The following is a 14141-nucleotide window of genomic DNA, read 5'->3' on the forward strand; positions in this document are numbered from 1 at the left end:
GAAGGCGCGGCCCCTTCGCGTACTGGCGGGTGATCGCCCTTCCCGCCGCACCGGCCGGCATGCGGTGACCGCCGGGCCTCCGGAGGGGGAAGCGGGGATGCGCCCCCGGTACGCCGGTGACGTACCGGGGCATCGTCGTACCCGGTGCCGCCCTCGTGGAGCACACGGCCTCCCGCCCCGAGAGGGTGGGAGGCCGTCGCGCTGTGCGGCTCCCGGAAGGGTCCGTGGTCAGCCCTCGATGAAGTTCTTCAGGCCCGGCACCGCGAGGGTGCCGCCGAACTGACCGGCCTGTGTCACCTTCACGTCGGTGAAGAAGGCGAAGGGAACGTTCAGCGGGGGCGGGGTCTCGGGGCTGAAGGTGATCGGGATGATGCCGAAGAGGTTGCCCTTCAGCTCCTCCGTGTACATCGTCACCGTGCCGCCCCGGATGGTGGACGTGGAGCCGGGGCGGGACGTCACGTGGCCCGTGTGGCCCTCGGAGTGGACGGTCAGCTGGTGGAGGTCCTTGATGTCGACCTCGCTCGCGGTGAACTTCAGCACCTTCTTGACCTCGCCACCGTACGTCTTGACCTCCACGATGCCGTGGTAGTCCAGGCCCCGCAGGGTGAGCATGGTGCTCTCCAGCCTCCACGGCTCGTCGGGGAGCAGCGGGATGCCGGGCTCCAGCTCGGCGGCGGCGAGGGCCTCGGGGTCGGCGGTCGGGCAGGGGAAGCGCGGCTTGGCGCCGTCGGGGATGTCCTCGTCCTCCTTGGGGTCGAGCCCCTTGACGTCCTCCGGAAGCTCCTCGACCTCGGCACCCGCCTTGTCGGCGGCGTCCTTGATCGCTTCCTTGGCCCGGTCGACGGCCTCCTCGTCCTTCCCGGCCGGCTTCTCCGTGGGCCCGCTCGCCGGCGGCTGCTCCGACGGCTCGGCGGTGGCGGGCTTCTCCGGCGTCGGCAGCGTGGGCGGGGCCGCCGTCGTGGGCGCTTCGGCCGACGGGGTGGCCGTCGGCTCCTCGTCCGGGCCGTCGAAGACGTCCTTGATCGCGTCACCGATGCCCAGCGGATCCAGCGGGTTCCTGGTCTCTGTCGGCTCGGGCGTCGGGGTAGGGGTGGGAGCGGGCGTCGTGGAGGGAGCCGGGCCCGTGCCGCCCGGAGGCTTGGTGACACCGGTCTTGGGCTCGGTGGTGGCCTCCTCCTCCGTGTCGCTCGTGGACGAGCCGGTGCCGGGTGACGGCTCCTTCTCCTCGTCCGCCCCGGGCCTCTGGGTCGCGCTCCGCGACGGCTCGGGCGCCGGGGACTCGGACTCCGACGGCTTCTCGGACTCCGACGGCTCGTCCGACCGTGTCACACACGGGCCGGGCGCGAAGGGGATGTCCTTCTCATCGGCGACGGCCGGCTTGGGGGTCATACCGAGGCCGACGAGTACGGCGGTGGGCATCGCGGCCAGGGCTATCGCCCTCCCGGCCGGCGCCTGGAGCTTGGTCAGCAGCGACTTCTTCGGGGCCGCGTGGCGCGGTCCCTTTCTCGTCGCGGGCTGTATGTCGTCACCCCGCACTGTTCCTCCCGCCGTTGGCGTCGATCGTGGTGTCGTTCGCGTTCGTCCGCGGGGACACGGCCGCCGAGAGCGCGTCGGCCCTCTCGTCGGCGGACGGAAAGACCTTTTCGCCGCCCTCCGGCAGGCCGGCTGCGTCCGTCGCCTCCTCCGCCACCGGTTCACCGGGCACCCACGACACCGACAGAGCACCACCGATCAGGGCGCACAGGAAGCCGGCCAGGAAGCCACCGATGTTGGCCACCGGCAGGGACACGAGCGCCAGGACGATGGCGGCGACACCGGCGAACACCCGCACGATGGCGTGGAACCACATGGTCAGGCCGAGCGTGATCAGCAGGACGCCGATGATCAGGGATCCCGCGCCGGCGGTGGTGGACATGGCGATCGTCATGTTGCCGAGCCGCATGTCGGCGTAGGGCAGATAGGCGATCGGTACGCCACCGAGCATGGTGAGCAGCCCGCCCCAGAAAGGCCGGTTGCCCCGCCACGCACGGAAGCGCAGCCGCCAGTAGGCGAATCCGCGGGAACCAGTGGACTCGGCGCTCATGGAAAACAGCTCCCTGGAAGCGGTGTTGCTGAGAAAAGTGGTGAAAGGCAGCGCCAAGGGCTCCGGCCGGGCGGGCCGCGTCGCGCGCGGCACCACCCGCCCGGCCGGCTCCGGGCCTAGGCCTAGAAGCACTCCTTGGTGCCCTTGTGCAGCTTCAGGCTGAGGTCGGGCAGCCGGAAGGTGCCGGCCGTGGTCGCCCACGCCTTCTGCTTGACGTTGTCGAGCTTCGCGGTCTTCGCACGCTGGGAGAAGCCCTGGGCCGCGGCCTCGGTACCGGGCTGGATGCCCGGGTTCTTCAGCGAACCGGCGGCAACACCGATGTCGATGTTGCCGAACTCGGCGTCGGCCTCCAGCTCCGAGACATCGAGGTAGATGTCCTTGGCGTAGACGCGCTTGTTCTTGTCCTTCGCCGCGGCCGGGTCCGTACCCGCGCGCAGTTCCAGGCTGACGTTGCCGAGGAGCGGCACCGGCGTGACGACCGACTGGCACATGTCGGTGATCCAGGCCTCACTGAAGCCCGAGACGCCGACAGGCTCCCAGAACCCCTTGCCGTGGAGGTCCTTGCCCTTGACGATGTTGCCGTACTGGACGAAGTCGTTGCCTTCGAGGCTCTTCGCCCTGACCTTGAACTCCTGGCCGGAGATGCTGAACGACGCCGCCAGCGCTCCCTGTGCCAGGCCGATACCTATCGCGGCCGTCGCGGCCACGCTCGGCACCATGACGACGGCGAACCGCTTCCATCTGGTCCCGCCGCGAACCTGGGACTTCATAGATTTCCTCCTTCTCGGACGTACATCTCCGGAGGGGCCGGGGCCCGTCCTGGGATGGGAGAAGTGCTACGTCCTCGGGAAGGAGAGCGCCCGTGGATCAGGCGCGAGCCGCGTCCGAATCACCGGCGATCACCCCCGAGCGACAACCACTGGCCACGCCTTCGCGCAACCCTGCTCGGACAGGCCCTGCCCGGAGGGGCAGGAACCCCCCTGTCCGGAGCCGGCGGCAGTGTCGCCGGCCCGCTCGGTGGGGACCCGCCCCCGTGAGCGCGGCTGGTTGCCGGGCTGGTACGGGATTGGACCGAGCGTGGCCGATCGTGGTGCATTCACGGCGTCGGCACAAGAGGCTTCATTACTGGCTAGTAACGGGTGGATAACCGCGCCACGACGGGGTGATGTCGCCCAGGCACTCAGGGTGCTACTCACGGGTTCGACAGAAGGTGATTTCATCGGCAAAAGCCGGACATAAAGAGGGTGTTGACTTACTGCAAGTAACAGGCGGCCGCTATTACCAAGTTTTGGTAAAGCGCGGCCGCCTTTTGTCACCGTGTCGCCAAATCGCCGGTGTTCCGGCGGGGGTTCAGTACGTCAGAAGAGCACCCGGGCGAGCGCCGCACGGGCCTTGGTGACGCGCGGGTCGTCGGGGCCGATGACCTCGAAGAGCTCCAGCAACCGCACCCGCGCCGTGTCGCGGTCGGCACCCGCCGTACGGCGCACGGTGTCGACGAGCCGGCCGAAGGCGTCCTCCACATGACCGCCCACCAGGTCCAGGTCGGCGGCGGCGAGCTGGGCCGGTACGTCGGCCGGGTCGTCCGCCGCGTTCTTGCGGACCACCTGCGGGTCCATGCCCTGCACCCGGGAGAGGAGCTCCGCCTGGGCGAGGCCCAGCTTGGCCTCCGTGTTGCCGGGGTCGTCGACCAGGACGTTCTTGTACGCCTGGACCGCACCGCCGAAGTCGTTGGCGTCCAGCGCCCGCGCCGCCGCCTCCAGCAGCGCGTCGTACGGGCCGGCCGGCTGCGCCGGGGCCGCCGCCGGCGAACCGGCCGCGGCCGGGTCCCCGTCGACCGTGATGCCGGTGAGGCCGAAGCGCTCCTCCCCCACCCGGATCAGCTCGTCCAGGGTCTGGCGGATCTGCGCCTCGGGCGCCGCCCCCTGGAACAGCGGCAGCGCCTGACCGGCGACCACCGCGAAAACGGCCGGGATCCCCTGGATCCCGAACTGCTGCATCAACATCTGGTTGGCGTCGACGTCGATCTTGGCGAGCACGAACCGGCCGTTGTACTCGGCGGCCAGCCGCTCCAGCAGCGGACCGAGCTGCTTGCACGGCTCGCACCACTCGGCCCAGAAGTCGATGACGACCGGGACCTCGGTGGAGCGCTGGAGGATGTCGCGCTCGAACCCCGCCTCGTCGACATCGATCACCAGGGCCGACGGGGGTACGGCTCCGCCGCCGCCCTCCCGGGCGGCCTGGGCGCGCGCCTGCTCCGCCTTCGCCTTGGCCTCTCCGGCCGCCTTCACCGCGGCGAGGTCGACGACGCCGCTCATGGACATGTTCCTAGGCTGCATGGGTACATCCTCCCCCTTCCGCGCGCGTAACCGTTAAGCCATGGCCGAACCGCGACCGCCCGCGCGCCCCCCGCCGGTGTGCGGGGCGTACGGACGTACGCGGTCCAGCGGTGTTTTCGGCGCCGGGTCCCCACCCTGGCGCCTGTGGTTGTCGCTCCTGGCCGCTCAAAGCCTTTCGCTACGGGTCGTAGCGTAACCCCGATCGCGGACCTCCGGGGCCCGGGCCCCCCGGTGAACTGCCTCACACATACGGGCGGGTAACACGGGGCGTACTCGCCGGTATGGTCGAGCGTCATGTGCAGTAGCTCCAGCCGTTCACCGAGGCGCACCGGCGGCCGCCCGCGCTCGGTGGAGGCCGACGCCGCGATACTGGAGGCGACCAGGGCCGCCCTGGTCGAGCTGGGCTGGTCCAAGCTGACGATGGGTGACGTCGCCGGCCGCGCGGGGGTCGCCAAGACGACCCTCTACCGGCGCTGGGCCGGCAAGAACGAGCTCGTCGTCGACGCCGTCGCCGTCCTCTTCGACGAGCTGGAACTGCCCGACCGCGGCAGCCTGACGGCCGACATCGAGGGCGTGGTGGTGCAGTTCGCGGCCCTGCTGGAACGCCCCGAGACCAAGACGGCGCTGATGGCCGTCGTCGCCGAGTCCACCCGCGACGAGCCGCTGCGCGAACGGATCCGCACCTCGATCGTGGAGCGGCAGAAACGGCTGGTCCTCGCGGGGCGACGGCGCGCCCAGGCCCGTGGCGAGCTGCCCGAGGGCCCGGCGTCCGCCACCGGGACCGACGACCTGATCTTCGACGTGATCGCCGGCGCGGTGGTCCACCGGGCGCTGGTGAGCGCCGAACCCGTCGACGCCGAGTGGGTCCGACGCTTCACCGCGCTGCTGCTGGGGGGACTGTCGGCGGCCGCTCAGGCCTGACAGCGGCCGGCGGCGAGGAGGTGCGGGTGGTCCGCGATCCGCTCCGGCGTACCCGGCGGACCCTCCTGCCCGGGACGTCCCGGGCCGCCGGCCCGCCCGCTCACCGCCCGGAGGGGCGCAGCCGCGCCGGGCCCGGCTCCCGCACGCCTCAGAACGCTTCCACCGGGCCGGGGCCGCGGCCGCAGGTGTGCCGCCCGGGCCGGCCTCGGGCGGGGCGGCGCCCTGTTCCGCCCGACGCTCCCTACAGGGGGCGGTACATGACGTGCAGCGCCACATAGCCTTCCGTGGGGTGGCGGAACGCCTCCGGGACCGTGCCGACCACGCGGAACCCGAGCCGCTCGTAGAGCCGTACCGCGTGGACGTTGGTCTCGACGACCGCGTTGAACTGCATGCCCCGGAAGCCGTGCTCGCCCGCCCACTCAAGGCTGTACTCCACGAGCGCCCGCCCGACGCCCCGGCCGCCGTGCGCGGGGTCGACCATGTAGCTGGCGCTGGCGATGTGCGCGCCGTTGCCGCCCTGGTTGTTGTTCATCTTGGCCGTGCCGACGACCGCGCCGGTCCCGTCGTCGACCGCGACGACGGTGCGGTTGGGGGCGGCCAGGAGCCACCAGCCGGGGGCCTCCTCCTCCCCCAGGTCGGTCGGGTACGTGAAGGTGTCACCGGCGGCGACGATCTTGTGGAAGAAGGGCCGGATGGCGGGCCAGTCGTCGGCGGTGGCTTCCCTGATGCTGATCTGCATCCGTCCAGCATGCCGCGCCCGGGCCCGGCGGCGCAGTCGGGTTTTCCACGGACGCGTACGAACCGGGCGGGCGGCGCCTCATCGGGCGGCAGCGGCCCGGCCCGTACGGGAGGGGCGGCGCGAACGGCCCGCACGCTCCCGCGTACCGGCGCGCACGCCCCCGCGTACCGGCCCCCGGACGGCGAGCCCGGGACCGGTACGGGGAGGGGGGACGCGGTCCGGTCTAGAAGCCGGGGGGCTCCGTGTAGGTGCCCCACTCGTCGCGCAGGGCGTCGCAGATCTCGCCGAGCGTCGCCTCCGCCCGTACGGCGTCCAGCATCGGCTCGATCATGTTCCCGCCGTCCCGCGCGGCGGCGAGCATCCCGTCCAGCGCGGTCCGTACGCGCGCGTCGTCACGGCGCGCCTTGCGCTCGCCGAGGATCCGGACCTGCTCCCGCTCCACCTCGTGGCTGACCCGGAGGATCTCCAGGTCGCCGGTGACGGAACCGTGGTGGCAGTTGACGCCGACGACCCGCTTGTCGCCCTTCTCCAGGGCCTGCTGGTAGCGGAAGGCGGACTCGGCGATCTCGCCGGTGAACCAGCCGTCCTCGATACCGCGCAGGATGCCGGAGGTGATCGGCCCGATGGGGTGCCGCCCGTCCGGGTGGGCCCTCAGACCACGCTCCTTGATCCGGTCGAAGATCTTCTCGGCGTCGGCCTCGATGCGGTCGGTGAGCTGCTCGACGTACCAGGAACCGCCCAGCGGGTCGGCGACGTTGGCGACGCCGGTCTCCTCCATCAGCACCTGCTGGGTGCGCAGGGCGATCTCGGCGGCCTGCTCGGAGGGCAGGGCGAGGGTCTCGTCGAGGGCGTTGGTGTGGAGCGAGTTCGTCCCGCCGAGGACGGCCGCGAGGGCCTCCACGGCCGTGCGCACGACGTTGTTGTACGGCTGCTGCGCGGTGAGTGAGACACCGGCGGTCTGCGTGTGGAACCGCAGCCACTGCGCCTTGTCGCTCCTGGCACCGTAGACGTCCCTCATCCAGCGCGCCCAGATGCGGCGGGCGGCGCGGAACTTGGCGATCTCCTCGAAGAAGTCGACGTGCGCGTCGAAGAAGAAGGACAGGCCGGGCGCGAAGACATCGACGTCCAGGCCGCGGCTGAGCCCCAGCTCGACGTAGCCGAAGCCGTCGGCCAGCGTGTAGGCCAGCTCCTGCGCGGCCGTCGCGCCCGCCTCGCGGATGTGGTAGCCGGAGACGGAGAGCGGCTTGTACGCCGGGATCTTCCGGGCGCAGTGCTCCATCAGGTCGCCGATGAGGCGGAGGTGGGGCTCGGGCTGGAAGAGCCACTCCTTCTGGGCGATGTACTCCTTGAAGATGTCCGTCTGGAGGGTGCCGTTGAGGACGCCCGGGTCGATGCCCTGCCGTTCGGCGGCGACCAGGTACATGCAGAAGACGGGGACGGCGGGGCCGCTGATCGTCATGGAGGTGGTCACGTCGCCGAGCGGGATGTCCTTGAACAGGACCTCCATGTCGGCGGCGGAGTCGATGGCGACACCGCAGTGGCCGACCTCGCCGAGCGAGTGCGGGTCGTCGGAGTCGCGTCCCATGAGGGTCGGCATGTCGAAGGCGACGGACAGGCCGCCACCGCCGTTGCCGAGGATCATCTTGTAGCGCTCGTTGGTCTGCTCGGCGTTGCCGAAGCCGGCGAACTGGCGGATGGTCCAGGTGCGGCCCCGGTAGCCGGTCGGGTACAGGCCTCGGGTGAAGGGGTACTCACCGGGCCAGCCGATCCGCTCGAAGCCGTCGTAGGTGTCACCGGGCCGGGGGCCGTAGACGGGCTCCACGGGATCGCCGGAGAGCGTGGTGAAGTCGGCGTCGCGCTTGCGCGCGGCGTCGTAGCGGGCCTGCCAGCGTCGGCGGCCTTCCTCGATGGCGTCAGCGTCCATACCTTCGAATTTACTAGGACGTCCTAGTAAATGTCGATGGCTGAAGGCCGTACGCGTGGCGCACGGCCTTCGGGTCAGGCCTTGACGGTGACCGGGGCGGCGTCGGCGAGCAGCGGCTCGACGTCCCGGACGACCTGGCGCTCCACGAAGAAGGCGGCGAACGGGATCGTGCCGGAGAGCAGGATCCACAGGAGCTTGCCGAACTTCCACCGGGCCTTGGAGCCCAGGTCGAAGGCGAAGACCAGGTAGATGATGTAGAGGACGCCGTGGGTCTGGGAGACCATGAAGGTCACGTCCTCGCCCATGTCGAACCCGTACTTGAACACCATGCACGTGCAGAGCACCAGCAGCATGACGGCGGTCACATAGGCCATGACCCGGTAGCGGGTCAGCACGCTCCTCTTCATGGCATTGAGCGTAACCGGCCGTTCCGGGCGATCTTCGCGCGGGGACCCCGCCGTCACTTCTCCTCGAAGTCGTGCGCCGCGATCCGCAGCGGACGCAGCATCGCGAAGATCTCGGCGCACTCCTCCGCGTCGTAGGCGCCCAGGCCGAAGTCCATCGCCATGAGGTCCGCGGTCGCCGCCTCGACGACCTCCCGGCCCTTGTCCGTGATGGAGGCGAGGGTGCCGCGCCCGTCGTTGGGGTTGGGGCGCTTGGCCACCAGACCGGACCGAACCAGCCGGTCGACCGTGTTCGTCACCGAGGTCGGGTGGACCATCAACCGCTCGCCGATCTTGGACATCGGCAGCTCGCCCTCCTTGGAGAAGGTGAGCAGCACCAGCGCCTCGTACCGGGCGAAGGTCAGGCCGTAGGGCTTGACCACCGCGTCGACCTCCGCGAGCAGGATCTGGTGCGCGCGCATGATCGAGGTGATGGCGGCCATCGAGGGGACGGGCCCCCAGCGGCGCTGCCAGAGCTCGTCGGCGCGGGCGATGGGGTCGAACGGGAGACTGAGCGGCTTCGGCACGCCGTCGACCTTACCGACTGGTCACATGCTGGTCAGCCCTGTCTCGGGGTTCGGTCCCCCACCGCCACCGCGAGGTGTCGCAACCGGATACCAGATGCCGGTTATGTCACGATTGCCCAACTCGTCCGTCCGTAGCTCGCAGCCACACGAGGGGGCTGGATGTCCGGCCGCAGACCGTTCCGCGCACGTACCCGCCTTCCATTCGTGGCCGCGCTGTCCGCCGGCGCCCTGGCCGCCACCGGCTGCCTGCCCGGCGGCCCGGGCGCCCCCACGGGCGGTGAGCAGCCCGCCCAGGAGCCCGTGGGCCGCAGCGCGCCCGCCAACGGCTCGCCGTTCTGGGTCGACCCCGACAGCGCCGCCGCCCGCCAGGTCAAGGAGTACAAGGCCCAGGGCCGCACCGAGGAGGCCACCGTGCTGCGGCGGATCTCCGAACGGCCGACCGCCCTGTGGCCCCTGTGGAACAACCCCGTGGCCGACATCCGGCGGGCCGTGCGGGACGCCGCGCCCAAGAACCGGACGGTCGTCCTCGTGGCGTACAACATCCCGCACCGCGACTGCGGCATGTACTCGAAGGGCGGCGCGGCGAGCGCGGAGGCGTACCGGGAGTGGATCGGCTCGTTCGCCGAGGCCGTCGGTGACGCGCCCGCCGTCGTCGTCCTGGAGCCGGACGCCGTGCCGCACGTGGTGGACGGCTGCACACCCGCCCAGTACCACGAGGAGCGCTATCGGCTGCTCGCCGAGGCGGTGGACCGGCTCAAGCGGCAGCCGCGCACCAAGGTGTACCTGGACGCGGGCAACCCCGCCTGGATCAAGGACGCGGGCAAGCTGGTGGAGCCACTGCGGCGCGCCGGGATCGAGAAGGCGGACGGCTTCTCGCTGAACGTGTCGAACTTCCAGACCACTCCGGCGGTCACCGCCTTCGGCACCGAGCTCTCCGCGCTCCTGGGCGGCTCGCACTTCGTCATCGACACCAGCCGCAACGGCGCCGGACCGCTCCCCGGCGACGGCGAGGAGGCCTGGTGCAACCCGCCCGGCCGGGCGCTGGGCACGCCGCCGACCGAGAGCACCGGCGACGCGCGGGCCGACGCCTACCTGTGGATCAAGCGCCCCGGCGAGTCGGACGGCACCTGCCGGGGCGGCCCGGCCGCCGGGACGTGGTGGCCCGAGTACGCCCTGGGCCTCGCCCGCCGCGCCAAGGGCTGACGGCCCGGCGCCCGCCCCCGCCGCGCGGCGGTGACTCCGTCACGCCGGGCCTCGCCCGCCGCGCCAAGGGGCGACCCGGGTCAGTCGTCGACCCGCACCCACTTGGCCACCGACGGCCGGCCGTCCTTGTCCACCACGAAGAGCATGTACCAGCCGGGCGGCACCAGGGTCCGGTCCTGCGGCGCCTCGACCGTCACCGCGTCCTTGCCCTTGGTCAGGCCCAGCTCGATGGAGCGCTGTTCCACGTCGGTCGTGTGCGTCACCGCGCTGGGCCGCATCAGCCGCGCCTTGGTGATGCGGGCGGCGTCCTTGGTGCGGAAGGTCGCCCGGCCGTTCTGGTCGAGCTCCTCGGGGCCCTCGCCCAGCACCGGCCTGGCCTCGGCGCCGCCGCCGTGCAGGTACGGCGGGGTGAAGATCTCCACACGCTGTTCGAAGGTCCCGAGCTTGGTGTTGTCCTTGTCGCTGAACAGCGGGTCCGAGCCGAAGGTGGCCACCCGCCCGTCGGGCAGCAGCAGCGCCTCGGAGTGGTAGTTGCGGCCGACGGTCGGCTCGGCGGCCTCCCGGAAGGAGTCGGTCCCCGGCTCGTAGAACTGCGCCTTGTAGATGTCGCTGCCGCTGCGGCCCCGGTACTGCTTCGACCCGCCGGTCGTGAAGACGGTGTCGTCGGGGAGGAGGACGCTGCTGAGGTAGCGGGTGCCCTGGGGCAGCGAGGGGCCCGTGCGGAAGGTGGGGGTGGCCGCCTTGAGGTCGATGAGCGCGGTCCGGGCGGTGGACAGTTCGGACTCGCCGACCCCGCCGCCGCCGAGCACCATCAGCTTCTGGTCCTGGGCGGGGGGCAGCAGCAGGGACGCGGAGGTCTCCAGCTGGTCGGGGTCGGTGATGCCCTTGATCTCCTGGAAGGTGTTCTTCTTCAGGTCCCACAGGCCCGGTACGCGGCCCTTCTCGGCGGGTCCGTAGCCGGCGTTGGAGCCGGTGTAGAAGAGTTTGCCGCCCTGGGTGAGGAAGAGCGCCGGGTAGGTGGGGAAGTAGCGGAACGGGCCCTTGGACCACTTCTTCGTCTTCGGGTCGTAGATCTCGTTGTCGCCGGGTACGACGTCGCCCACGTCGTTGAGGCCGGAGACCGCGAGCACCTTGCCGTCCTGGAGGGTCACCAGGGTGGGGTACCAGCGGGCGTCCTTCATGGGGGCGACGGGGACGTACTTCTCGGCCTTGGGGTCGAACTCGTACGCCGCCTTGATGCCCTGGAAGTCCTGCTTCTCGGTGGTGAGCTTCTGGGCGATGCCGTAGACGTTGCCGGCGTCCTTGCCCTTGAGGCCGAGGACCTTGTACTGGGCGGCCTCCGTCGTCAGGGCCTTGGGGCCTTCCTTCCTCGCCTCGACGAAGACCCGCGCCTCGGCGGCGGTGACCTTGGTCTCCCAGGGCTTCATCTGGCCGCTCTTGAAGTACGAGATCTTGAACTCGCGCTTGGCCTTGGGGACCGTCACATCGAACTTGGAGACGTACTCGACCCCCGACGGGGACCGGAAGACGGTGCCCTTCTTGAGGGTGATGGCCTTGTCGGGGCTCTCGTTCTTGACACGCATACCGCCGCCGGCGCGCTTCACCTCGCCGTCGAGGACCTCGTAGCGGGCGGTGCCGCCCGCCACCAGGAGGCGCCCGTCGGGGAGTTGGCTGTGGCCCGCGCAGAAGAAGTCCTCCGGGGTGGGGATCTTCTTGAAGGTGTTCTTGGCCGGGTCCCAGAGGATGGTGTCGAACGTGCCCGCGTCGAACTTCGCCTGGTTGTTGCCGGAGCCCGCGATCAGCAGCACCTTGCCGGTGTGGAGGAGGGCGGCGTGGATGGCGTTGAGCCGGAACTCGTCGGGGACGTCGAGCTGCTGCCAGGAACCGTACGCGGCCTTGTAGCCGGGTTGGGAGATCTTGTACGCGTGGTACTTCTCCTCGGCGAAGGACAGTGCGGCCGGCGCGTTCAGCCCCGCGAGCACGACCACCGCTCCACCACCCAGCAGGGTCTTCTTGAGCTTCTTCGACGGCCGGTAGGCCATGGGTCAGTTCCCTCCTGTCGTCGTGGCGAACGCGGGCTCCGGCTCGTCGCCGGCCTTCGGGGTGACCTTCGTCTTCGCCACCACCACGGCGGACTTCGGCTCCGGGGCCCGGAGACGGGCGCGGACGCGGCGCTCCTGGAGCAGGCCCCAGCCCCAGACGCCGACCGGGGCGAGCGAGACGCCGAGGGCGAGCACCGCCCAGGTCCGCATGGCCGCGTGGGTGTGGTCGAGGACGGCGGAGGCGACGAGCGAGGCGGCGAGTACGGCGGCCCAGTACAGATGGATGCGGAAGGTGGCCGGCCGGTCGGGGCTCGCCTCGCCGCCCTTGGGCGTGACGACGAAGCGGCCCTGGGTGCGCAGCAGGGCCGAGGACAGCGACTTGAGGTAGATGGGCGCGCAGAGCGCGGACATCGCCATGCCGGCCAGTCCGCCGGAGCCCTCCGGCTCGTGCGGTGAGACGTTGTGGCGGCGGTTCCACAGGTAGAGGCCGATCTGGAGGGCGGCGGCGTCGCTGTAGAGCATCAGCCACACGGAGGTCGACACCTGGGTGCCGGAGGCGCCGAACCAGAGGAACAGGAAGCAGGAGAGGACGCCGAGGAACCAGTTGACGGCCGTCATCGGGTAGTAGACGAGCATCAGGGTGTAGTTGAGCAGCCGGCCCGGCGGCAACCGGAAGAACCCCTTCCAGTACTGCTTGAGCAGGGTCTCGTACGTGCCGCGCGACCAGCGCAGTTGCTGGGTGAAGAAGTCGGTCCAGGAGGCCGGTCCCTCGCCGACGGCGAGGACGTCGGGCGTGTAGACGGACCGCCAGAGGTGCCCGGTGCGCGGGTTCACGGTGCGGTGCAGTTCGAAGCCGGTGGCCATGTCCTCGGTGACCGAGTCGTACAGCCCGCCGATCTGCTTGATGGCGCCGACGCGTACGACGTTGTTGGTCCCCACGAACATGGGGGCGCGGTAGCGGTTGCCGGCACGCTGGATGAGGGCGTGGAAGAGGAACTGCTGGGACTCGGCGGCCTTGGTGACGGGCGAGGTGTAGTTGCCGTACACCTGGGGGCCGACGACGAAGGCGATGTCGGGGTCGCGGAAGTAACCGAGGGTCCGTTCCAGGAAGTTGGGCAGCGGCACGTGGTCGGTGTCGACGGAGGCGAAGAAGTCGTAGTCGTCGCCGTGCATCGCGATCCAGGCGTTGTAGTTGCCGTGCTTGGTCCTGGCCTTGTGGACACCCCGGGGACGGTTCCAGGCGGGCACGCCCGCCCGGGTGAAGTGGCGTACGCCCAGTTCCCGGCAGAGCGCCTTGGCCTGTTCGTCGTCGCCCTCGTCGAGCAGCCACACGTCCAGCCGTCCGTCGTGCGTGACGCGTACGGCGCCTTCGAGGGTGGAGCGGACCATGGAGAGGGGTTCCTTGCCCGGGACGTAGGTGGTGAGGAACGCGACCCGGGTGCCCTTCTGGGGGACGACGGGCACGGGGTCGCGGGCGACCATCGTGGCGTGGGCGATGGAGACCACGTTGACCAGCATGAACAGGCAGATGAGCCCGATCGACACGAGCATCACGGCGTCGAACCTGACCAGCCACCGCTCGCCGCCCTCGCGGTCGGTCCAGTGGGTGGGCCACACGAGGTAGGCCAGCAGCACCGCCGACAGCACCGGGGCGAGGGTCATCAGCAGGATGGCGCGTATTCGGTGCGGTTCCCCGGAGAGCAGGCTGCGGTACTGGACCTGATAGGCCGTCCGGTCCGGTTCCGTCAGGGGGCCGGCGAGACGGCTGTAGGTGTCGTAGTCGTAGCCTTCCGGCCGCACGGTGCCTCCAGCTGTCGAGCGGGTCGCTATACCCCCTACAAAAAGGGAGAACTGGTGACATGTCGACCGGAGGCGTCCGAGCGGGTTCTTCTGCGCGGGGGACGGTTTGGCGGCGGCGCCCGG

12 protein-coding genes are annotated in these 14141 nt (G+C 70.7%); 2 read left to right on the forward strand and 10 right to left on the reverse strand.

Going from position 1 to position 14141, the window contains the following annotated elements; all coding sequences use genetic code 11:
* Positions 1–228: 228 nt before the first annotated feature.
* The 4 genes from ABD347_RS22030 to ABD347_RS22045 all read right to left on the reverse strand — a co-directional run bounded on the left by ABD347_RS22030 (position 229) and on the right by ABD347_RS22045 (position 4419).
* Positions 229–1536, reverse strand: coding sequence for a hypothetical protein (locus ABD347_RS22030; protein ID WP_344363986.1), 1308 nt, complete (start codon positions 1534–1536; stop codon positions 229–231).
* Positions 1526–2083 carry a DUF6114 domain-containing protein gene (locus ABD347_RS22035; protein ID WP_344363987.1) on the reverse strand — a complete coding sequence of 186 codons (558 nt, stop codon included), beginning with the start codon at positions 2081–2083 and terminating at the stop codon, positions 1526–1528. Before ABD347_RS22035 ends, ABD347_RS22030 begins: the two co-directional genes overlap by 11 nt.
* 122 nt (positions 2084–2205) lie before the next feature.
* Complete coding sequence (locus ABD347_RS22040) at positions 2206–2853, reverse strand: DUF6230 family protein (protein ID WP_344363989.1); 648 nt, start codon at positions 2851–2853, stop codon at positions 2206–2208.
* A 588-nt stretch (positions 2854–3441) separates the two neighbouring features.
* Positions 3442–4419, reverse strand: coding sequence for a tetratricopeptide repeat protein (locus ABD347_RS22045; protein WP_344363990.1), 978 nt, complete (start codon positions 4417–4419; stop codon positions 3442–3444).
* Between the two features lie 294 nt (positions 4420–4713).
* On the opposite strand from ABD347_RS22045, the gene ABD347_RS22050 reads away from it, so the two are divergent.
* Positions 4714–5340 (forward strand): TetR/AcrR family transcriptional regulator, encoded by a 627-nt coding sequence (locus ABD347_RS22050; protein WP_344363993.1) that lies wholly within the window; start codon positions 4714–4716, stop codon positions 5338–5340.
* Positions 5341–5581: 241 nt separating this feature from the next.
* Here ABD347_RS22050 and ABD347_RS22055 read toward each other — a convergent pair whose 3' ends face one another.
* The 4 genes from ABD347_RS22055 to ABD347_RS22070 form a co-directional block, all read right to left on the reverse strand.
* Positions 5582–6073, reverse strand: a complete 492-nt coding sequence (locus ABD347_RS22055; protein WP_344364079.1) for a GNAT family N-acetyltransferase — start codon at positions 6071–6073, stop codon at positions 5582–5584.
* A 229-nt stretch (positions 6074–6302) separates the two neighbouring features.
* A complete protein-coding gene (icmA, locus tag ABD347_RS22060) occupies positions 6303–8003 on the reverse strand; it encodes a coenzyme B12-dependent isobutyryl-CoA mutase large subunit (RefSeq protein WP_344363996.1) in 1701 nt (566 codons plus the stop codon).
* 74 nt (positions 8004–8077) lie between these two features.
* Positions 8078–8410, reverse strand: a complete 333-nt coding sequence (locus tag ABD347_RS22065) for a DUF3817 domain-containing protein (protein WP_344363998.1) — start codon at positions 8408–8410, stop codon at positions 8078–8080.
* Between the two features lie 53 nt (positions 8411–8463).
* Positions 8464–8973 (reverse strand): MarR family winged helix-turn-helix transcriptional regulator, encoded by a 510-nt coding sequence (locus tag ABD347_RS22070; protein ID WP_189551834.1) that lies wholly within the window; start codon positions 8971–8973, stop codon positions 8464–8466.
* 159 nt (positions 8974–9132) lie between these two features.
* Between ABD347_RS22070 and ABD347_RS22075 the strand changes: the two genes are divergently transcribed.
* Positions 9133–10176 carry a glycoside hydrolase family 6 protein gene (locus ABD347_RS22075; protein ID WP_425575735.1) on the forward strand — a complete coding sequence of 348 codons (1044 nt, stop codon included), beginning with the start codon at positions 9133–9135 and terminating at the stop codon, positions 10174–10176.
* An 80-nt stretch (positions 10177–10256) separates the two neighbouring features.
* Here ABD347_RS22075 and glxA read toward each other — a convergent pair whose 3' ends face one another.
* A complete protein-coding gene (glxA, locus tag ABD347_RS22080; protein ID WP_344364006.1) occupies positions 10257–12218 on the reverse strand; it encodes a radical copper oxidase GlxA in 1962 nt (653 codons plus the stop codon).
* 3 nt (positions 12219–12221) lie between these two features.
* Positions 12222–14018, reverse strand: a complete 1797-nt coding sequence (locus ABD347_RS22085; protein ID WP_344364009.1) for a glycosyltransferase family 2 protein — start codon at positions 14016–14018, stop codon at positions 12222–12224.
* Positions 14019–14141 lie beyond the last annotated feature (123 nt).

The organism is Streptomyces gobitricini (assembly GCF_039532985.1).
Taxonomy (GTDB): domain Bacteria; phylum Actinomycetota; class Actinomycetes; order Streptomycetales; family Streptomycetaceae; genus Streptomyces; species Streptomyces gobitricini.